Source organism: Nocardia gipuzkoensis, from assembly GCF_021183645.1.
In the GTDB taxonomy this organism is placed as follows: Bacteria; Actinomycetota; Actinomycetes; order Mycobacteriales; family Mycobacteriaceae; genus Nocardia; species Nocardia abscessus.
This window is the reverse complement of the sequence record NZ_CP089225.1, coordinates 3,781,014-3,800,330: the sequence shown is the minus strand read 5'-3', so window position 1 is coordinate 3,800,330 and position 19,317 is coordinate 3,781,014. Positions and strand designations below refer to the sequence as shown.

Sequence of the window (19,317 nt, the reverse complement as noted above, 5' to 3'; positions counted from 1 at the left end):
TTAATCAACACTAACCTGAATTCCAGTTATCGGCGACTAACTGGACGACAGGATGGCGTGATGACCGTTACCGAAGAGGCCGTCGGCAACCGCGCCGCCCACGCGGCGTTGGCCGACGACCTGCGCGCCCGGCTGGCCGCCGCGGCGCTCGGCGGGCCCGCGAAGGCGCGCGATCGCCACGTCGCGCGGGGCAAGCTGCTACCCAGGCAGCGCGTGGACCGGTTGCTGGACCCGGGGAGCCCGTTCCTCGAGCTCTCCCCGCTGGCCGCGACCGGGATGTACGGCGACGAGTCCCCCGGCGCGGGGATCATCACCGGGATCGGGCGGGTGTCCGGGCGCGAGTGCGTGATCGTGGCCAACGACGCGACGGTCAAGGGCGGCACCTACTACCCCATGACGGTCAAGAAGCATCTGCGCGCGCAGGAAATCGCGTCGCAGAACCGGTTGCCGTGCGTGTACTTGGTCGACTCCGGCGGGGCCTACCTGCCGCGCCAGGACGAGGTGTTCCCCGACCGGGAGCACTTCGGGCGCATCTTCTACAACCAGGCGACCATGAGCGCCGAGGGCATTCCGCAGATCGCCGCGGTGCTCGGCTCGTGCACCGCCGGTGGCGCCTACGTACCGGCGATGAGCGACGAGGCCGTGATCGTGCGCAACCAGGGCACCATTTTCCTCGGCGGCCCGCCGCTGGTGAAGGCCGCGACCGGTGAGGTGGTCACAGCCGAGGAACTCGGCGGCGGCGAGCTGCACTCGCGCACCTCGGGCGTCACCGACCACTTGGCCGAGGACGACCAGGACGCGCTGCGCATCGTGCGCCGCATCGTGGCCACACTCGGGCCGCGCACCCCGGTGCCGTGGGACGTCCGGCCGGTCATCGCGCCCGCCGCGCCGGAATCCGAGCTCTACGACGTGGTGCCGGTGGATCTGCGCACCCCGTACGACGTGCGCGAGGTGATCCACCGCCTGGTCGACGGCACACCCGAGGGCGAGAGCGGCTTCCACGAGTTCAAAGCCGAATACGGCAAGACCCTGGTCACCGGTTTCGCGCACATCCACGGGCATCCGGTGGGCATCGTCGCCAACAACGGCGTGCTGTTCAGCGAATCCGCCATGAAGGGCGCGCATTTCATCGAGCTGTGCGACAAGCGCAGCATTCCGCTGCTGTTCCTGCAGAACATCACCGGCTTCATGGTCGGCCGCGACTACGAGGCGGGCGGCATCGCCAAGCACGGCGCGAAGATGGTCACCGCGGTGGCTTGCGCGCGGGTGCCGAAGCTCACCGTCGTGATCGGCGGCTCCTACGGCGCGGGCAACTACTCGATGTGCGGGCGCGCGTATTCGCCGCGATTCCTGTGGATGTGGCCGAACGCCCGGATATCGGTGATGGGCGGCGAGCAGGCGGCGTCGGTGCTGTCGACGGTGCGCGGCGACCAGCTCGACAGCAGCGGGCAGCCTTGGTCGGCCGAGGACGAGGAAGCGTTCAAGGCCCCGATCCGGGAGCAATACGAAAGCCAGGGCAACCCCTACTACGCGACCGCCCGGTTGTGGGACGACGGCGTCATCGATCCCGCCGACACCAGAACCGTGCTCGGGCTGGCGCTGTCGGTGTGCGCGCAGGCCCCGCTCGAACCCGTTTCCTACGGCGTTTTCCGGATGTGATGGCGATGCTGAACAGATCTGTTCCGGTCGGATTCGACACCGTGCTGGTCGCCAACCGCGGCGAGATCGCGGTGCGGGTGATCCGCACACTGCGCGCCCTGGGCATCCGCTCGGTGGCCGTCTACAGCGATGCCGACGCCGACGCCCGGCATGTGCACGAAGCCGACACGGCGGTGCGCCTGGGCCCGGCCCCCGCCAGGGAGAGCTACCTCGCGATCGACCGGGTGGTGGCCGCCGCCGTGCGCACCGGCGCGCAAGCGGTCCACCCCGGATACGGGTTCCTCTCGGAGAACGCGGCTTTCGCGGCCGCGCTGGCCGAGGCGGGCATCGTCTTCCTCGGCCCGCCCGCCCGCGCCATCGAGGTGATGGGCGACAAGATCACCGCGAAGAACACGGTGGCCGCGTTCGGCGTCCCGGTGGTGCCCGGCATCGCCACACCCGGCCTGACCGACGACGACCTGATCGCCGCGGCCGCCGAAGTCGGCTACCCGGTGCTGGTCAAGCCGTCCGCGGGCGGTGGAGGCAAAGGCATGCGCCGGGTGGACGATCCGGCCCGGCTGCCGGAGGCGCTGCGCAGCGCCCGGCGCGAGGCGGCCGCCGCGTTCGGCGACGACACGCTGTTCCTGGAACGGTTCGTCACCCGGCCGCGGCACATCGAGGTGCAGATCCTGGCCGACCAGTTCGGCAACGTGCTGCACCTGGGCGAACGCGAATGCAGCTTGCAGCGCCGCCACCAGAAGGTGATCGAGGAGGCCCCCTCGCCGCTGCTGGACGCGGCCACCAGGGCCAGGATCGGCGCCGCCGCCTGCAACACCGCGCGCAGCGTGGACTACGTGGGCGCGGGCACCGTGGAGTTCATTGTCTCCGCCGACCGGCCCGACGAGTTCTTCTTCATGGAGATGAACACCCGCCTCCAGGTGGAGCATCCGGTGACCGAGCTGGTCACCGGCGTCGACCTGGTGGAATGCCAGGTCCGGGTGGCGGCCGGGCAGAAGCTGGCGGTGGCCCAGGACGACATCCGGATGGTGGGGCACGCGATCGAGGCCCGGGTGTACGCCGAGGACCCCGGGCGCGGGTTCCTGCCCACCGGCGGCACGGTGCTCGACCTCGATGAGCCCGAGGGCCACGGGGTGCGGGTCGATTCGGGCCTGCGGATCGGCACGCACGTCGGCAGTGACTACGACCCGATGCTGTCGAAGGTCATCGCGCATGCCGGTGACCGCTCCGCCGCGCTCGCGAGACTCGATCGGGCGCTGGCCGACACCGTGCTGCTCGGCGTCACCAGCAATGTCGAATTCCTGCGCTTCCTGCTGGCCGATCCGGACGTCGCCGAAGGACGACTGGACACCGGCCTGCTGGACCGGCGGGTGGCCGACTTCCGTCCCGCCGCCGTCGGCGACGACGAGTTCGTCGCCGCGGCGGCCTGGCACTGGCTGCGCCGCTGGCCGGCCACGCCGCGTGATCCCTGGGAGATCCCGTCCGGCTGGCGGATCGGGGCCGCCGCACCCACTCCGATCCGGCTCGCGGGCGGCGAGCGGATCGAGCACGTCTACGTCTCGGGCACCCCCGACGGCGGCACGGTCAAGGTGGGCGAGGGCGAAACCCGCTCGCTCACCGCGACTTTCACCGCTTCCGATCGCTATGCGGGCGTGCTCACCTCGACCGTGGACGGCCTGCGCCGCACCTACCGGGCCGCCGAGCACGACGGCCTGCTGTGGGTGGCCGGACCATGCGGCATCGCGGCGCTGCGCGAAGTGGCCGAGGTCAACGTGCGCGGCGGTGACGAGCACGTGGGAGACGCCGAGATCCGCTCCCCCATGCCGGGCTCGGTGATCGCGGTACCGGTGGCTTCGGGCTCCGTCGTCGCCGCGGGCGATCCGGTGGTCATCGTGGAGGCGATGAAGATGGAACACTCGCTCACCGCGCCGGTCGCCGGAACCGTGGAACTCCTGGTCGAGCCGGGCGCCCAGGTGCGCCTCGACCAAGTGCTGGCGCGCGTCGTCGCGCAGGCCGCAACGAACCCCGCCGAACAGGCCGAACGAGAAGGAATCCCCACATGACCGACTTCCTGTCCACCGGCACGCTGCCGGAGGAGTACCGGGATCTCGCGCTGACCGTGCGCGACTTCGCGCGGTCGGTGGTCGCGCCGGTGGCGGCCGAGCACGACGCGAACCACACCTTCCCGTACGAGGTGGTCGCGGGGATGGCCGAGATGGGCCTGTTCGGCCTGCCGTTCCCGGAGGAGTACGGCGGCATGGGCGGGGACTACTTCGCGCTGTGCCTGGCGCTCGAGGAACTGGGCAAGGTCGACCAGAGCGTGGCGATCACGCTGGAGGCGGGGGTCTCGCTCGGCGCGATGCCGATCTTCCGCTTCGGCAACGACAAGCAGAAGCAGGAATGGCTGCCGCAGCTGACCAGCGGCCGCAACCTCGCCGCGTTCGGGCTCACCGAACCGGGCGCGGGCAGCGACGCGGGCGGCACCAGGACCACCGCGGTCGCCGACGGCGGCGAATGGATCATCAACGGCAGCAAGCAGTTCATCACCAACTCCGGCACCGACATCACCGTGCTCGTCACGGTGACCGCGGTGACCGGGCAAGCCGGTGGCAAGAAGGAGATCTCGACCATCCTGGTGCCGACCGACACGCCCGGTTTCGTCGCCGAACCCGCGTACAACAAGGTGGGCTGGAACGCCTCCGACACCCATCCGCTCAGCTTCACCGACGTGCGCGTGCCCGAGGAGAACCTGCTCGGCGAGCGCGGGCGCGGCTACGCGAACTTCCTGCGCATCCTCGACGAGGGGCGCATCGCCATCGCCGCGCTCTCGGTCGGCGCCGCGCAGGGCTGTGTGGACGAGAGCGTGCGCTATGCCAAGGAGCGCGAGGCGTTCGGCCAGGCGATCGGGCGCAACCAGGCCATCGCGTTCAAGATCGCCAGGATGGAGGCGCGGGCGCACGCCGCCCGCACCGCCTACTACGACGCGGCGGCGCTGATGCTGGCGGGCAAGCCGTTCAAGAAGCAGGCCTCCATCGCGAAGCTGGTGGCCAGCGAGGCCGCCATGGACAACGCCCGCGACGCGACGCAGATCTTCGGCGGCTACGGCTTCATGAACGAATACCCGGTGGCCCGGCACTATCGCGACAGCAAGATCCTGGAGATCGGCGAGGGGACGACGGAGGTGCAGCTGATGCTGATCGGACGGGAGCTGGGCCTGTGACCCGGCGGACGGTCGTGCAGCGCGGCCTGTGGTTCGAGGAGTTCGATACCGAGGTGGTCTACGAACACCGCCCCGGCCGCACCATCACCGAGGCGGACAACGTCCTGTTCACCACGCTGACGATGAACACCCAGGCGCTGCACCTGGACGCGGCGTTCAGCGATCGGCTGCCCCCGTTCAACCAGCGGCTGGTGAACTCGATGTTCACCCTGTCCACGCTGATCGGGCTGTCGGTGGCGCAGCTGACCCAGGGCACCATCGTGGCGAACCTCGGCTTCTCCGAGGTGGCGTTTCCCAAGCCGCTGTTCCACGGCGACACCATGTACGCCGAGACCGTGGTCACCGACAAGCGCGAGTCGAAGAGCCGTCCGGGCGAAGGCATCGTCACCTTCGCGCACACGGCGCGCAACCAGCACGGTGACGTCGTCGCCACGGCTGTTCGCAAGACGCTGGTCCGCAAAGCCCCGGAGGCCGGGGCATGAGCGGTCAGGCCCGGAGGCGGCAGCGCAGCGTGACCACGCAGGGCCCCGCTCATGCCCACAGGACACACAGCATGAGCGGTCAGGCCCGGAGGCGGCAGCGCAGCGTAACCACGCAGGGCCCCGCACATGCCCACAGGAGACACAGCATGAGCGGTCAGGCCCGGAGGCGGCAGCGCAGCGTGACCGCACACGCCCGAAAGGACGCAGTATGAGCTGGCAGATGGCGGGTCCGGCGTGGTTGTTCTGCCCGGCGGATCGCCCGGAACGCTTCGCGAAGGCGGCCGCGGCCGCCGACGTGGTGATCCTCGACCTCGAGGACGGCGTCGCCGCGCACGACAAGGCGGCGGCGCGCAAGGCGCTGCTGGACACCCCGCTGGACCCGCGGACCACGGTGGTGCGGGTCAACGCGGCGGGCACCGAGGATCACGCGCTCGATCTGGCGGCGCTCGCCGGCACCGCCTACCGGCGGCTCATGCTGTCGAAATGCGAGTCGGCCGAACAGATCACGGCGCTGTCGGACTACGAGGTGATCGCCCTGATCGAGTCGCCGCTCGGTGCGCTCGCGGTGAACCAGGCGGTGACGGCGCCCAACGCGATCGGCGTCATGTGGGGCGCGGAGGACCTGGTTGCCGGGCTCGGCGGCACCGGGAGCAGGCACGCCGACGGCGGCTACCGCGACGTGGCCCGCCACGTGCGGTCCGCCACGCTGCTGGCCGCCAAGGCGTACGGCAAATTCGCGCTGGACTCGGTGTATCTGAACATTCGCGATCTGGACGGCCTGCGCGCCGAAGCCGAGGACGCGATCGCGGTCGGCTTCGACGCCAAGGTCGCGATCCATCCCAGCCAGGTGGCTGTGCTGCGGGCCGCCTACGCGCCCTCGGAAGAAGAGCTCACCTGGGCCAGGCGGGTGCTGGAGGAGGCGCCGAAGCACCGCGGGGTCTTCGCCCTCGAGGGCAGGATGGTCGATGGCCCCGTGTTCCGGCACGCCGAGCAGATCGTGCGGCGCGCCGACCACGCCTGATCCCCGAGTTCCACAGCCAGGAGGAATGCGATGCAACCACAGTGGGTGCCGACCGAGCAGGATGTCGCCGAGGCCAGGATCACCGACTTCGCGCGATTCGTCGCGGAGCGCACCGGCGTGCGCTCCGGCGACTATCACGCGCTGTGGCAGTGGTCGGTCGAGGATCTCGCCGGATTCTGGCATGCGCTGTGGGACTACTTCGAACTCGGCGACATCGCCGGGGAAGTGCTGCCGAGCGCCGAGATGCCGGGGGCGCAATGGTTTCCCGGCACCAGGCTCAACTACGTGGATCAGGTGATCCGGCAGCTGAACACCGACCGGCCCGCGATCAAGGCGGTCAGCGAGGACGCTCCGATCCGAGAGGTGTCCTGGGCCGAATTGATCGACCACACAGCGGCTTTCGCGCAGACGTTGCGTTCGCTTGGTGTGCGTCCCGGCGACCGGGTGGCCGGGTATCTGCCGAACATCCCGGAGGCGGTGATCGCGTTCCTGGCCACGGCGAGCATCGGCGCGGTGTGGAGCGCCTGCGGGCAGGACTATTCCCCGAAGGCCGCGCTGGACCGGCTCGGGCAGCTGGAGCCGACCGTGCTGGTCACCGCCGACGGCTACCGTTTCGGCGGCAAGGCGCACGACAAGCGCGACGACATCGCCGCGTTGCGTGCGGGCCTTGCCTCGCTGAAGGGCACGATCGCGGTCTCCCGGCTCGGGCTGGACGTACCGGACGCCACCTCGTGGGACGACGCGATCACCAGCACCGAGTCGCTGCCCCCGGTGATCACCACGGAATCGGTGGATTTCGACCATCCGCTGTGGATCGTGTTCTCCTCCGGCACCACCGGCCTGCCCAAGGGTATCGTGCACGGCCACGGCGGCGTACTGCTCGAACACCTCAAAGCGGTTGCCCTGCAATCGGATATCGGCCCCGAGGACACCTTCTTCTGGTACACCAGCCCGAGCTGGATGATGTGGAACTTCCAGATCGCGGGCCTGCTGGCCGGAGCCACCATCGTCACCTACGACGGCAGCCCCACCGCACCGGCTCCCGACGCACTGTGGCGCATCGCGGCCGAGGTCGGGGCCACCGTGCTGGGCGCCAGCCCCGGCTACGTGCTGGCGTGCATCAAAGCGGGGTCCGTCCCGCGCACCGATCACGACCTGTCGGCACTGCGTACGGTCGGTATCACGGGTTCATCGCTGCCCACGTCGTCGGCGCTGTGGCTGGGCGAGAACGTCGGCGAGCACGTGCAGGTCTCCTCGATCAGCGGCGGCACCGACGTGGTGTCGGCGTTCATCGGCGGCGTGCGCACCGTGCCGGTGTGGCCGGGTGAGCTGTCGGCGCCCTATCTCGGCGTCGCACTGGACGCCTACGACCCGGCCGGGCAACCGGTGCGCGGCGAGGTCGGCGAACTCGTCGTCACCGCGCCGATGCCGTCCATGCCGGTCGCGTTCTGGCGCGACGAGGACGGAAAGCGTTATCACGACGCGTATTTCGACATGTTCCCCGGCGTCTGGCGGCACGGCGACTGGATCACCATCACCGACCACCACAGCGTCGTCGTGCACGGGCGCTCCGATTCCACGCTCAACCGGCACGGCATCCGGATGGGCAGCGCCGACATCTACCAGTCCGTCGAACGGCTCCCGGAGATCGCCGAGGCGCTGGTGATCGGGGCCGAACAGCCCGACGGCGGATATTGGATGCCGCTGTTCGTGGTCCTGGCGCCCGGCGCGGAACTCACCGATGAACTGAAAGCACGCATCAACATCACCATCCGCACCGAAGTATCCCCCCGGCACGTGCCCGACGAGATCATCCTCGCCCCCGGCATCCCGCACACCCGCACCGGCAAGAAACTGGAAGTGCCGATCAAGAAGCTGTTCCAGGGCGCCGACCCGGGCCGCGTCGTCGAACGCAGCGCCGTGGACAACCCGGACCTGCTCGACTGGTACGGCACGGTCCGGCCCGGCGGGCGCGCCTGAGTTCGGCGGGTTGCGCTGTGGTGCAGGGGGTTCGGTTCTACCTTCGGTAGGAGCGGCCGCCGATGGACGCGGTGAAGACCGCCGCTCGCGCGCCGCGAGCGGCCTCCAGGTTGCGCTTCTCCTGCGGAGTGAGCCGGTAGCGCGCCGTGATCCGCCGTACCGCGGCGATCACGGCGCCGAGCACCGGGATGGGGTCCACCGGGTGCAAAGCCAACGCCATGGTGAACTCCTTACCAGAAAGACGCACCGGTACAACCGAATTCGGACGAATAAGGGCCTGAAATCCGTTTCCGCCCACGCGGCCCTGACGCATTCGGCTCCACCACGCCACGCGTTTTCGGACGAGGGCACCGGACGGTCGTCCGGTCCATAGTCCGCATGGACCAGAGTTCGGGTTTCCCTGGTGCGCAAGCGACAGCCGGTCCGACATCCGCGTGGCGGCAGCATCGTGGCCCACCGAGACGCCCGAGAAGTCGTCGAGTCCGCGGGGTGTCCCCGAGGCCCCGCGCTGCCGCCGCTCGTGCACACCAGAGACATGACGATCGGCGGACATCGCCTGCTCGCGAGCACCGTCGTCGCCACCTCGATCGTCCTCGCACACCGCCGCACCACCGCCTACCCCGATGTCGCGGTGTTCAGTCCGAACCTCGACGGCGAGTTGGCGCCGAACACCCGGCTACCGTTCGGCGGCGTGCGGCGGCGCATCGGCGCGGGATTCTCGCTGCTGGAGGGCGCCACCGTGCTGCGGGAGATCCTGCCCGTCACGATCCTTCGCTTCCGCCGAACAGCAGGCCCGAGCGCGGCAAGATCCGCAACATCGCCACGGTGCCGCGCGGTAGAGCCCGGGTGGTCACCCGCATCCGAAGCGACGAACTATGTGAACAATGATTCTTTTACAGACTACCTCTTTGTAGTGCGCATACATTCGTGTAAGTTTGTCTCTGTTCGACATCCTGCCACGGCACGGCGTTCCTGGTGCCCCCCGCTCGGCCGCGTCGGGTTGTCGGCTTCCGGACGCATCGGCATGCGCATCCCGCCTTGTCGCGAGCCGACGCGCACCGGAGAACAGGTACAGCTCCCGGGGGCCGCTCATCCCCGGGAGCCGTATCGGCGTGGCACGCCCGGCCCGGCCATACGGCCAGGTCGTTACGATGTTCGTCATGAGTGTCGACAATCGCCGTACGGCGCGGAAGGCGAGCAGCGGCGACTCGGCACCTCGGGAGATCCGGCGCAGGCCGAAGAATCGGCGCGCCCAGATCGCGGCGGCGTCGGCGGCCGCGTTCGGCGCGCTGGGTTACCACGGCGTGAGCATGGACGACATCGCCTCCGGGCTCGGGATCAGCTCCGCGGCGCTGTACCGCCACTATCCGAGCAAGTACGCGTTGTTCCGGGAGGAACTGCTGCGTGTGGGCCGGGCGATGACCGAATCGGTGGAGCTGCCCGAGGAGGCGGCGGACTGGCCTGCCGAACAGCGGTTGCGGCACGTGCTCGACGCGCTCATCGCGGTCACGATCGAGAACCGCCCCACCGTCACGCTGGTGCGCTGGGAGGTCCGCTACCTCGAGCCCGACGACCAGACCACGCTCAACCAGCAGCAGGCCACGGTCCTCGGCGCGCTGGGCGGTCAACTGGCCGCGCTGCGTCCGGAGCTCGACGATGCGGACCTGCGCGTGCTGCGCGCCGCACTGCTCAGCGCGATCACCAGCATCGCCGACCACCATGCCGCACTTCCCACGAAACCCCTTGCCCGCCTGCTGCATTCGGCCTGCTGGTCGATCGCGCACGCGAAGCTGCCCGCACTGCGCGCGGTGGAGCCGGTCGCGGTGGTGGAGATCCCGGACTCGTTCAAACACGAACTGCTGCTGCGCAAAGCGGTCGAGCTGTTCCACGAGCGCGGCTACCCGAACGTCAGCGTCGAGGACATCGCCACCGCCGCCGGGCTGTCGGCCGCGTCGGCGGTGTACCGGTTCTACCGGGGCAAGAGCGACATCCTGGCCGCCGCGTTCCGCCGGGCCGCCGAGCGGGTCTCCGGCGCCGTGGGCCCCGCCGTGGCCGCGGCCACCGATTCCGAGGACGCGCTCACCGCGTTGATCGCGCAGTACGTCACGGGATCGTTCGCCGAACGCGCCCTCACCTTCGTGTATTACACCGAGTTCCAGCATGTTCCGGCCGAGGAACGCACGGTGCTGCGGAATATCCAGCGGCTCAGCGTGGAAGAGTGGGCCAGGTTGCTGCGCGAGGTGCGCCCGGAGCTCACTCCGGCCGAGGCGCGCATCCTCGTCCACGCGGCGTTCGCGGTAGTCGTGGATCTGGGCCGCTCCTTCGGCAACGAATCGTTGGCCGCCCAGGATCGAGTGCGTCTGCTGATGCAGTTGATTCTCTTCGACCGGCCCGCCCGCTAGCCGAATATGTGATCGATGATTCTCATCCCGCCGTGCGCATCGTGCGATCTGAAGGCCGGATCACAGCCTTCTTGTGATCTACCATTCATTTAGCGCCGAGCAAGGTTGGCAGCGATGTACCAAGCATTGGCTTGGGCTACCATCGCCGCATGGGTGCCCGGGACGACCGCACTGCGGACGAGGCGGCCGACGGGACACCGGCACGGGTGATCCGTCGCCGACCACGCGACCGCCGGGCGCAGATCGCGGCGGCGTCGGCGGAGGCGTTCGGCGCGCTGGGCTACCACGGCGTCAGCATGGAGGACATCGCCTCTCGGCTCGACATCAGCTCGGCGGCGCTGTACCGGCACTACCCGAGCAAGTACGCGCTGTTCCGCGAGGAAGCGCTGCGGCTGGGCGCGGTCAGCGAGGAAGCGGCCACGCTGCCGGACGCCACGGGCCTACCCGCCGGGCAGCGACTCGAACGAGTGCTCGACGCGCTGATCACGGCCGCCATCGCCAACCGGCGCAGCGCCGCGCTGCTGCGCTGGCAGCGGCGCTACCTGGAGGAAGCCGACGCGGCCACCCTGACCGATCAGCTCGCCTGCGTGAACGCGGCGCTCACGTCACTGCTCGCCGCGACCAGACCCACGCTGCCCAAGGCCGACCGCGCCGTGCTCGCCGCGGCGGAGCTGAGCGTGCTCAGCAGCATCGGCGATCACCACGTCTCGATCCCGGTGCGTACGCTCACCGCGCGGCTGACCGCAGCCTGCCACGCGATCGCCGCGTGTGAGCTGCCGCCGCCCGGCAGCGCCGAGAACTTCGCCGCGAGCGAGATCCCGCTGACCTTCAAGCACGAACTGTTGCTGACCCGTGCGGTCGAGCTGTTCCACCAGCGCGGATACCCGAACGTCAGCGTGGAGGACATCGCCACCGCCGCCGGGCTGCCCGCCTCCTCGGCGGTGTACCGGTTCTACCGCGGCAAGGGCGACATCCTCACCGCCGCGTTCCGCCGGGCGGCCGAACGGGTGTCGGCCGCCATCGGGCCCGCCGTCGCCGCCGCCGAGACGCCCGAGCAGGCGTTGCGCACGCTGATCGAGCTGTACGTGGCGGGCTCGTTCGCCGAACGCGAGCTGACCTTCGTCTACTACGCCGAGATCAGCAACGTGCCGCCGGAGGAGCGCACCGTGTTGCGCAACATCCAGCGGCTCAATGTCGAGGAGTGGGCCAAACTGCTGATCGGCGTGCGGCCCGTGCTGTCCGCGGCCGAGGCGCGCCTGCTGGTGCACGCCGCGTTCGCCCTGGTAGTCGATCTGGGTGAACGCTTCGGCTCCGACGACCCGGCGTGCTCGCCCCGGCGCGTGATCCGCCTGATGCAGGTGATCCTGTTCGAGCGGCCGGCGGAGTAGGGCAGGGTCGCCCCGGTATTACGCCACCGGCGAACACCGCGCCGGGAATCGACCTCGCGACAGCGCTGTTGCGGCAGGAGAGCGCGCCGGACCGGCGCGACACTCGTGCAGCGTTCGCAGTTTCCGACTTCGGAAGGTAGACCCTTTATGAGCACAGACCTCGACGCACAGCCCGCGGCGGCCTCCGGAACCTTCGCCATCGGCGGCGATCTTCCGGTGCACCGGCTCGGTTACGGCGCGATGCAGTTGACCGGCCCTGGTGTGTGGGGCGATCCGAAGGACCCCGACGAGGCGGTACGGGTGCTGCGCCGCGCGGTGGAACTCGGGGTGAACTTCATCGACACGGCCGACTCCTACGGCCCGTTCGTCAGTGAGAACCTGATTCGCAAGGCACTGCACCCCTATCGCGAGGACCTGGTGATCGCCACCAAGGCGGGGCTCACGCGGCAGGGGCCCAATGAGTGGCGGCCGGTCGGCAGGCCCGAATACCTGCGCCAGCAGGCCGAACTCAGCCTGCGCCACTTGGGCCTCGACCGGATCGACCTGTACCAGCTGCACCGCATCGACCCGCAGGTGCCGCTGGCCGACCAGCTCGGCGAACTCGTCGCGCTCCAGCAGGAGGGCAAGATCCGGCATATCGGCCTCTCGCAGGTGAGCGTCGAGCAGCTGCGCCAGGCGCGCGAGCACGCCACCATCGCCTCGGTGCAGAATCTGTACAACCTGGCCAACCGCGCCGACGAGGACGTGCTGAACTACGCCGAACAGGAGAACATCGGCTTCATCCCGTGGTTCCCCATCGCCACCGGTGAACTCGCCGCTCCCGGCGGCCCGCTGGCGGCCATCTCCGCCGAGCACGGCGCGACCCCCGCCCAGCTCGCCCTGGCCTGGCTGCTGCGCCGCTCCCCCGTCGTGCTGCCGATCCCGGGTACCTCCAGCGTCGCGCACGTCGAGGAGAACACCGAGGCCGCGCGAATCACGTTGAGCGACGCGGAATTCGAGGCGTTGTCCGCTGCTACCGGGTCGACTGGGAACTGATCGGCCCGGCTGATGCTCGGGGGCACCCACGGCGGCGTGACCGGGTGCCCCCGAATCCCTGTCGGCAGCGGGCGGGACCCAGACGCCGACGCCGCCGTAGGACATGAACCATCCGCTTTCCTTCTGCATCAGTCGTTTTGAGGTCGCCCGGTTCGCCGTAGCGCTGTGCCACTCCCGACCGGGACGCCACTCGAACGGCGGTGTCGGGACCTGACCGACCCGGCGAGGGAACTGAGTTGTCCCGCTCAGCGCGAGTTCGTTTGTCGGGGGCGGTCGCGGAAGTAGGCGAAGTCGTCGCGGGCGACGATGGTTGCGGCGACCAAGGTCGAGCAAGCGGCGAAATCGCAGGCGCGGTGCAGGGTGGCGGCGATGGCGGCGTTTCTGCGGCTCGACACGGCCCACTGGGGGTTGTCGTGGGCGTATTTCGAGCGCGGGCGCGATCGGTCGGCGCGGGCGGCGCGGAACGGGTGGATGGTCGCGTTTGTCGAGGGGTCAGGCATGGCGGGCCGCCCTCCCGGGCTCGGGTGGGCTCGCGCAGGCGCGGATCGCCTGGATCACCAGCAGTCCGGACGGGCGGAGAAACGGCAAACGCTCGTCGGGCGGAAGATTCAGCCGGTCACGCTCGATGTCGTGCTGCACCAGTCGGCTCTGCATCGCAGGGTCGGCAGTCCCAGGATCATGTCGAGTCAGTTACTCCAACTCGCCGACGCCAGCACGTGGCCGAATGTCGAAGTACGCATCCTGCCGTTCTCGCAGGGACTGCCGGCGGGCGTGCTGCCAGGTGGCTTTGTCATCCTCGACTTCGGCAGGGACGGCAAGGGGCGACCCGTCGAACCTGCGGTGGGGTACATCGAGAACGTGCTGACCGCGAACATCTACCTCGAGAAACGGCCGGACGTGGACCGATACCGCGCGGTGTCGGCGGCTCTGCGCGATGCTGCGCTGAGCGTGACAGAGAGCAGAGCGTTGCTCAGGAAAGTGGCGAAGGAGTACTAAGCGTGAGTAAAGATTTTGCTGGGGCCAAGTGGTTCAAGAGCAGCAGAAGCCAGGCGGGCCAAGAGTGCGTCGAGGTCGCGTGGCTCGACGGCGATATGGTCGGAGTCCGTGACTCGAAGAACACCAGCGGTCCGGCGCTGGTCTTCACCCCGGGTGAGTGGAACGCATTCACGGCGGGTGTCACAAACGGCGCGTTCGACCCGTCGAACGCCTGACCCTGCGGAAGCGCGATACGCAGTAGGGATATGGCTGTTGCGAAGTGACTGGGCCACAGCCATATCCCTACGAGGAGAGCTCACATGCGTTCGGGCGCTGCGATGCCCAGCAGACCCAGCCCGTGCGCCAAGGTGCGGGCGGTGAGCGCGCACAGGGCGAGGCGGTTGGTGCGGCTCGGTTCGTCGGCGGTCAGGACCGGGCAGTTGTCGTAGAAGGCGGTGAAGTCGCGGGCCAGCTCGTAGAGGTAGCCGCACAGGCGGTGTGGTTCCAGGGTGGACGCCACTTCGATGACCGTGCTGCCGTACGCGTCCAACTCGAGCGCGAGTGCGCGTTCGGCCGGTTCGAGCGGCTGTCCGGCATCCACCACAGGGGTGGGTTCGCCCGCTTTGCGGAGGATAGAGCGGATGCGGGCGTGCGCGTATTGCAGGTAGACCGCCGTGTTGCCGGTGAGGGCGGTCATGCGGGCGAGGTCGAAGGCGTAGTCCTTGACCCGTGAGGTGGACAGGTCGGCGTACTTCACCGCGCCGATTCCGGACTGCTCGGCGATCGAATCCAATTCGGCGGCGGGCAGATCGGAGTTCTTCTCCTGTACGACGCGGCGGGCGGCGGCCACGGCGTCGTCCAGCAGATCCATCAGGCGCACGGTGCCGCCCGCGCGGGTCTTGAACGGCTTGCCGTCGGGGCCGAGGACGGTGCCGTAGGCGATGTGCTCGGCCTCGACCGCCTCGGTGAGCCAACCGGCGCGGCGCGCGGTCTCGAACACCAACTGGAAGTGCAGGGCCTGGCGGGAGTCGGTCACATACAGCAGCCGCTCGGCGCGCAGAACGCCGATCCGGTAGCGAATGGTCGCGAGATCGGTGGTGTCGTAGCCGTATCCGCCGTCCCGTTTGCGCACCATGAGCGGCACCGGCTCGCCGTCGGGGCCGGTCACCGCTTCGGAGAACACGACGAGCGCACCGTCGCTCTCCACCGCGATGCCCTTGGTGACCAGTTCATCGATGGTGTCGGCGAGCATCGGGTTGTAGAACGACTCGCCCACGTTGTCGTCGGGGGTGAGCAGAACACCCAGCCGGTCGTAGATGTCGCGGAACGCCTTCTCCGACTCGGCGACGATCTCGCTCCAGCGCGCCGACGTCGCCGGGTCACCGGCCTGCAAGGCGACCACCCGCGCGCGGGCCCGGGCCGCGAACTCCGGGTCGGCGTCGAAGGCTGCCCGCGCCGTCCGGTAGAGCTGGTCGAGGGCCGAGACCGCCGAATTCGCGCCGTCGAGCTCGTCGTGCCGCCATCGCGCCTCCGGGTGCTCGTCGAGATATTGGATGAGCATCCCGAACTGGGTTCCCCAGTCGCCGAGGTGGTTCTGACGGATCACCCCTGCGCCGAGGAAGTCCAGTACGCGGGACAAGCTGTCACCGATGATCGTGGTGCGCAGATGCCCGACGTGCATCTCCTTGGCGATGTTCGGCGCGGAGTAGTCGACCACGGTGCGGCGACCGTCTTCGGTGGCCGCCACGCCGAGGCGGTCGTCACCCAGCCGCGCCGCGACCTGCTGCCACACGGCTCGATCGGCCACCGTGATGTTCAGGAATCCCGGGCCGGACAACTCGACCGATCGGATCGCCGCCGCGGGCGCGGAAGCCAACGCCGTAGCCAGTTCGGCCGCGTAATCCGACGGCCGGACCTTCAGCCGCTTCGCGAGCGCGAGCGCGGCGTTGGACTGGAAGTCGGCGTGGGTGGATCGGCGCACCACCGGGTCTGCCCCCACCGCCTCCGGCCGGGTTCGGTCGATCGCGTCGGAGACAGCGGCGGCGACCTGATCGAGCAATGGCAGAACCCCGGAATGGGTCACGGGACGAATCCTCCTGGTTGTAGGGATGCGCCAGTATCCCAACGAACCCGGCATCGATCACGTGACTTTCGCGGCGCTTTGCCGGGTCAGTCGATGATCATGCCGCCGGTGAGGTGAACGCGTGCGCCCGCGACATCGGTGCCGAGGTCGACGGCACGGCGGTCGCCGCCTCTGCCGAATAGCCCGCCGGGAGCCCGGCAACCGACCACTCCGTCGGCCGTTGTCGCATCGACTCCTCGCGATTCACTCGGAAGCAGTCGAGCGCTTCGCCGCCCTCGTACCAGATGTTCGGGTAGATGTTCCCCTCCGACATCGACTCGGATTCGAAAAGCGCGGCGGGAGGCGGACAGTCATACGGAGGCTCGAGCGGACACCGGCGGGTCCTCGTATCCCGTGGTACGGGGATACGAGGACTCCGGCGCTGTTCGGGATTCCCTCGCCACAGTCCCGATCAGCGGGTGTTCGCTGCCGCGCGGATCACGCTCAACGGCAACGAGTTCGGCGCGCTGACGCTGGTCAGCGCGAGTATCCGTCGGCCCGGCTGTCGGGGACGACGCGGCCGGACGCGACCAGGATGCGGAAGGCCGCCTGCTTGCGGGGGCAGGCGTCCGCGCGGCAGGGACGGTGGCCCTGCATCACCCGGTGCGCCTGTTCGATGGTGAATGGCTCATCGGGTGGACGGTGCGAGTCATCGGTGCCGCCGTGCGACAGACAGGAACCCACGGCGACGATCGCCGCCACCAGCAGTGTGCAAGCGCCGAGCATGCTCAGCAGCGGTTCCACGGCCGGTCACCGGCCGGTGGCCTGCCCGGAACAGAACGCCGAGGCGGCTAGATATTGATGGCAGGTCGCGCCGTGCCCGCCGTGGACAGCGCAGAGGAATCGCGCGCGCTCATAGGTCAGACCGAGCGGTTCCTGAGAGCAATCGCGGCTCTGGATCAGCCACAGCTCCCGGACATCCGAGGGCAACACGTCCATCTTTCACCTCCATTAGGGCAGTGCACCCGGCACCGAGAAGGCGCCGCCGGACCGCGCTCGACACGGATGGATCGGGCCGTGCCGGGACCGTGCGCCGGGTTCCGGACATCGGGCGCCCTCGACAGGGTTTGGGCGGACCCCCGATGCCGGGTGCGATTCAACAGTGCGCGTTGCGATTCGGTAGATAACAGACCCGAATGCGGTAATTGCGAGTACTTTCCGTTTGTAGTGGCCTGGAGGGAGGAACAGAGACCTATGGTGGAGGTCGACTGGACGGGCGAAGCTGTACATGCGCTTCGCACGGCGATGAAGCGGAGCCGTTACGAATTCGCGCGTCTGGTGGGCGTCACACCGCGCACCGTGGTCCTGTGGGAGAACGGCCGGACGACCCGGATGCACGCCGCTAGCCAGCGTCTCCTGGACAGGGTCCTGTCGCAGGTGGATTCCGCCGTCTCCGAACGATTCGAGCGTGCGATCACCACGGGCCGGATGACGGCTCACGACTACGAAAGCGCCGATTCGGCGCCGGAAAGGCACACCAAGCTCGGTAGGGAAATCGGGCTCGACAAGGAAGTCGAGGAAGACGACGTGAGAAGGCGAGAACTGCTGGCCTGCATCGGCGCAGGTCTGGCAGGCCAGGCGGCAGACCTGGTGGCGAGCGAACCGGAGCGGATGCTGGCAACCCTCGACGCGGGGTCGATCAGCGAACGGCGATTGGCGTTCTTGGAGCAGTCGGCCGAGGTCCTCGGCACGCGGGTGGTCCAGGTGCCGCCGCACGAACTGCTGCAGACCGGGCTCGAGCAATTCCGTATGGTGCGTGGCTGTCTCGGCGAACGGCAGCCCACCCACCATCAGGTCCGGTTGGTGCGCACCGCGGGCCGGCTGGCGAACGTGGTCGGCGAGATCCTGTTCAACGAGGGCCATTTCGGTCAGGCGCGCATGTGGTACGCCACCGCGATCCATGCCGCGCAGGACATCGGCGATCGCTATTCGGAGGACATCGCCCTGGCCGGACTCGCGTATTTGCCGACCTATAGCGATAAACCAAAGGAAGTATTGCAGTTACTCGACGGTCGCTTGCAAGAAAATCCGTCCTACGGCCCGGCAGCCGCATGGTTGTGGGGAATGGCGGCGCGCGCGCACGCCAGCCTCGGGCACGCCGATGAATTCACACGGTGTATCGCGCGATCGGCCTCGGCTCTGGAAGACGTCGGGCCGGAAGACCTTTCGGTCGGTATTTTTTCTTTCCGCCCGGAGAAACTCGCTTTTTATCAGGCGATCGGATATTCCCGGCTCGGCCGCGCCGAGGAGACCGCCGTGGCGGCCGCCCGCGCGATGGCGCTGTACGACCCGTCTGAGACCATGGAACCCGCCCTGGTCCGCTTCGAGCACGCCACGGCGCTGCTGGCCTCCGGCGAGATCGACGAAGCCTGCGCGGTGGCGACCAGCGCGATCACGAACGCGCGCACCTATGTTGGATTGACCGTCACCAAACGCGCCAAACAATTCGACTCGGCGCTGGGCGGCCTGCGCACCAGAGCCGTCAGCGATTGGCGGCAGCACGCGCACGCGGTGATCGACTCCGCGCACGCCGAAGTCTGAGTACCGCGCCCGGAGGCGCGGCGGCACACGCTATCGGTTACCGCCGCAGCGCACGTCAGATCCGGAGCCCAGGCGGGACGCGCGCTCGATGAACGATTTCCGCGCACGCCGGGGCTCGAGTTCGTGCCGGAGAGGCAAGGCGGACACGATGAAGGACTCCGCGCGCCGGGCCTGAGTACCGCGCACGGAGCCGGGGCGGGGCGCGCCGGTCGGCAGGGGGGTGTGGACCGGCGCGCCCCGCGGATTCAGGTGGTCAGTTCGCCTCGCTGGACATGGCCTCGATGAGCGACTTGGGGCGCATGTCCACCCAGTGCGTTTCCACGTACTCCAGGCAGGACTTGCGGTTGGCGGCGCCGTAGGCGATGGTCCAGCCGCCGGGGACGGCGGCGAAGACCGGCCACAGGGAGTGTTCGCCGTCCTGGTTGATCAGGACGTAGAACTTGGCGTCGTCGTCATCGAACGGATTCTTCATCTCGATTTCCTTCTTTCTGGTCG

17 protein-coding genes are annotated in these 19,317 nt (G+C 69.0%); 12 read left to right on the top strand and 5 right to left on the bottom strand.

The genetic code is table 11. The features are described from left to right. The first annotated feature begins 60 nt into the window (after nucleotides 1–60). The 6 genes from LTT66_RS16920 (at nucleotide 61) to LTT66_RS16895 (ending at nucleotide 8,359) form a co-directional block, all read left to right on the top strand. Nucleotides 61–1,659 carry a carboxyl transferase domain-containing protein gene (locus tag LTT66_RS16920; protein ID WP_233068622.1) on the top strand — a complete coding sequence of 533 codons (1,599 nt, stop codon included), beginning with the start codon at nucleotides 61–63 and terminating at the stop codon, nucleotides 1,657–1,659. A gap of 5 nt (nucleotides 1,660–1,664) precedes the next feature. Further along, complete coding sequence (locus tag LTT66_RS16915) at nucleotides 1,665–3,719, top strand: acetyl/propionyl/methylcrotonyl-CoA carboxylase subunit alpha (RefSeq protein WP_233068621.1); 2,055 nt, start codon at nucleotides 1,665–1,667, stop codon at nucleotides 3,717–3,719. Next, nucleotides 3,716–4,876, top strand: a complete 1,161-nt coding sequence (locus tag LTT66_RS16910) for an acyl-CoA dehydrogenase family protein (protein ID WP_233068618.1) — start codon at nucleotides 3,716–3,718, stop codon at nucleotides 4,874–4,876. Before LTT66_RS16915 ends, LTT66_RS16910 begins: the two co-directional genes overlap by 4 nt. Continuing rightward, entirely contained in the window at nucleotides 4,873–5,358 is a 486-nt protein-coding gene (locus LTT66_RS16905; RefSeq protein ID WP_195153314.1) for a MaoC family dehydratase, read from the top strand. The genes LTT66_RS16910 and LTT66_RS16905 overlap by 4 nt, the downstream gene beginning before the upstream one ends. A gap of 208 nt (nucleotides 5,359–5,566) precedes the next feature. Beyond that, nucleotides 5,567–6,379: an HpcH/HpaI aldolase/citrate lyase family protein gene (locus LTT66_RS16900; RefSeq protein WP_233068616.1), complete on the top strand. Its 813-nt coding sequence runs from the start codon at nucleotides 5,567–5,569 to the stop codon at nucleotides 6,377–6,379. 30 nt (nucleotides 6,380–6,409) lie between these two features. Further along, complete coding sequence (locus LTT66_RS16895; protein ID WP_233068614.1) at nucleotides 6,410–8,359, top strand: acetoacetate--CoA ligase; 1,950 nt, start codon at nucleotides 6,410–6,412, stop codon at nucleotides 8,357–8,359. Between the two features lie 37 nt (nucleotides 8,360–8,396). Here the strand turns inward: LTT66_RS16895 and LTT66_RS16890 are convergent, their stop codons facing one another. Next, entirely contained in the window at nucleotides 8,397–8,579 is a 183-nt protein-coding gene (locus LTT66_RS16890) for a hypothetical protein (protein ID WP_233068612.1), read from the bottom strand. A 940-nt stretch (nucleotides 8,580–9,519) separates the two neighbouring features. Between LTT66_RS16890 and LTT66_RS16885 the strand changes: the two genes are divergently transcribed. From LTT66_RS16885 to LTT66_RS16865, 5 genes are all read left to right on the top strand, one after another. Further along, nucleotides 9,520–10,761 carry a TetR/AcrR family transcriptional regulator gene (locus LTT66_RS16885; RefSeq protein ID WP_233068610.1) on the top strand — a complete coding sequence of 414 codons (1,242 nt, stop codon included), beginning with the start codon at nucleotides 9,520–9,522 and terminating at the stop codon, nucleotides 10,759–10,761. A 149-nt stretch (nucleotides 10,762–10,910) separates the two neighbouring features. Then, complete coding sequence (locus LTT66_RS16880; protein ID WP_233068608.1) at nucleotides 10,911–12,149, top strand: TetR/AcrR family transcriptional regulator; 1,239 nt, start codon at nucleotides 10,911–10,913, stop codon at nucleotides 12,147–12,149. 147 nt (nucleotides 12,150–12,296) lie between these two features. Continuing rightward, nucleotides 12,297–13,184 carry an aldo/keto reductase gene (locus tag LTT66_RS16875; protein ID WP_233068606.1) on the top strand — a complete coding sequence of 296 codons (888 nt, stop codon included), beginning with the start codon at nucleotides 12,297–12,299 and terminating at the stop codon, nucleotides 13,182–13,184. Nucleotides 13,185–13,553: 369 nt separating this feature from the next. Next, nucleotides 13,554–14,180, top strand: coding sequence for a DUF5753 domain-containing protein (locus LTT66_RS16870; RefSeq protein WP_233069291.1), 627 nt, complete (start codon nucleotides 13,554–13,556; stop codon nucleotides 14,178–14,180). A 2-nt stretch (nucleotides 14,181–14,182) separates the two neighbouring features. Continuing rightward, complete coding sequence (locus LTT66_RS16865) at nucleotides 14,183–14,395, top strand: DUF397 domain-containing protein (protein ID WP_233068604.1); 213 nt, start codon at nucleotides 14,183–14,185, stop codon at nucleotides 14,393–14,395. An 80-nt stretch (nucleotides 14,396–14,475) separates the two neighbouring features. On the opposite strand, the gene argS is transcribed toward LTT66_RS16865, so the two are convergent. The 3 genes from argS to LTT66_RS16850 form a co-directional block, all read right to left on the bottom strand. Next, the gene (argS, locus tag LTT66_RS16860) at nucleotides 14,476–16,242 is read right to left on the bottom strand and encodes an arginine--tRNA ligase (protein ID WP_233068602.1); all 1,767 of its coding nucleotides are present in this window, start codon (nucleotides 16,240–16,242) and stop codon (nucleotides 14,476–14,478) included. Nucleotides 16,243–16,758: 516 nt separating this feature from the next. Beyond that, nucleotides 16,759–17,025, bottom strand: coding sequence for a hypothetical protein (locus LTT66_RS16855; RefSeq protein WP_233068600.1), 267 nt, complete (start codon nucleotides 17,023–17,025; stop codon nucleotides 16,759–16,761). 6 nt (nucleotides 17,026–17,031) lie between these two features. Further along, complete coding sequence (locus LTT66_RS16850) at nucleotides 17,032–17,220, bottom strand: hypothetical protein (protein WP_233068598.1); 189 nt, start codon at nucleotides 17,218–17,220, stop codon at nucleotides 17,032–17,034. A gap of 150 nt (nucleotides 17,221–17,370) precedes the next feature. Between LTT66_RS16850 and LTT66_RS16845 the strand changes: the two genes are divergently transcribed. Continuing rightward, entirely contained in the window at nucleotides 17,371–18,822 is a 1,452-nt protein-coding gene (locus LTT66_RS16845) for a helix-turn-helix domain-containing protein (RefSeq protein WP_233068597.1), read from the top strand. A gap of 253 nt (nucleotides 18,823–19,075) precedes the next feature. Here LTT66_RS16845 and LTT66_RS16840 read toward each other — a convergent pair whose 3' ends face one another. Further along, a complete protein-coding gene (locus tag LTT66_RS16840) occupies nucleotides 19,076–19,294 on the bottom strand; it encodes an MbtH family protein (RefSeq protein WP_043698670.1) in 219 nt (72 codons plus the stop codon). Nucleotides 19,295–19,317: the final 23 nt, after the last annotated feature.

What these genes read in the sequence shown, in the direction of transcription:
- LTT66_RS16920 (WP_233068622.1), top strand. Translation starts at nt 61, where the DNA reads ATGACCGTTACCGAAGAGGCCGTCGGCAACCGCGCCGCCCACGCGGCG.
- LTT66_RS16870 (WP_233069291.1), top strand. Translation starts at nt 13,554, where the DNA reads ATGGCGGCGTTTCTGCGGCTCGACACGGCCCACTGGGGGTTGTCGTGG.
- LTT66_RS16895 (WP_233068614.1), top strand. Translation starts at nt 6,410, where the DNA reads ATGCAACCACAGTGGGTGCCGACCGAGCAGGATGTCGCCGAGGCCAGG.
- LTT66_RS16840 (WP_043698670.1), bottom strand. Translation starts at nt 19,294, where the DNA reads ATGAAGAATCCGTTCGATGACGACGACGCCAAGTTCTACGTCCTGATC.
- LTT66_RS16885 (WP_233068610.1), top strand. Translation starts at nt 9,520, where the DNA reads ATGAGTGTCGACAATCGCCGTACGGCGCGGAAGGCGAGCAGCGGCGAC.
- LTT66_RS16910 (WP_233068618.1), top strand. Translation starts at nt 3,716, where the DNA reads ATGACCGACTTCCTGTCCACCGGCACGCTGCCGGAGGAGTACCGGGAT.
- LTT66_RS16915 (WP_233068621.1), top strand. Translation starts at nt 1,665, where the DNA reads ATGCTGAACAGATCTGTTCCGGTCGGATTCGACACCGTGCTGGTCGCC.
- LTT66_RS16875 (WP_233068606.1), top strand. Translation starts at nt 12,297, where the DNA reads ATGAGCACAGACCTCGACGCACAGCCCGCGGCGGCCTCCGGAACCTTC.
- LTT66_RS16880 (WP_233068608.1), top strand. Translation starts at nt 10,911, where the DNA reads ATGGGTGCCCGGGACGACCGCACTGCGGACGAGGCGGCCGACGGGACA.
- LTT66_RS16900 (WP_233068616.1), top strand. Translation starts at nt 5,567, where the DNA reads ATGAGCTGGCAGATGGCGGGTCCGGCGTGGTTGTTCTGCCCGGCGGAT.
- LTT66_RS16890 (WP_233068612.1), bottom strand. Translation starts at nt 8,579, where the DNA reads ATGGCGTTGGCTTTGCACCCGGTGGACCCCATCCCGGTGCTCGGCGCC.
- LTT66_RS16850 (WP_233068598.1), bottom strand. Translation starts at nt 17,220, where the DNA reads ATGGACGTGTTGCCCTCGGATGTCCGGGAGCTGTGGCTGATCCAGAGC.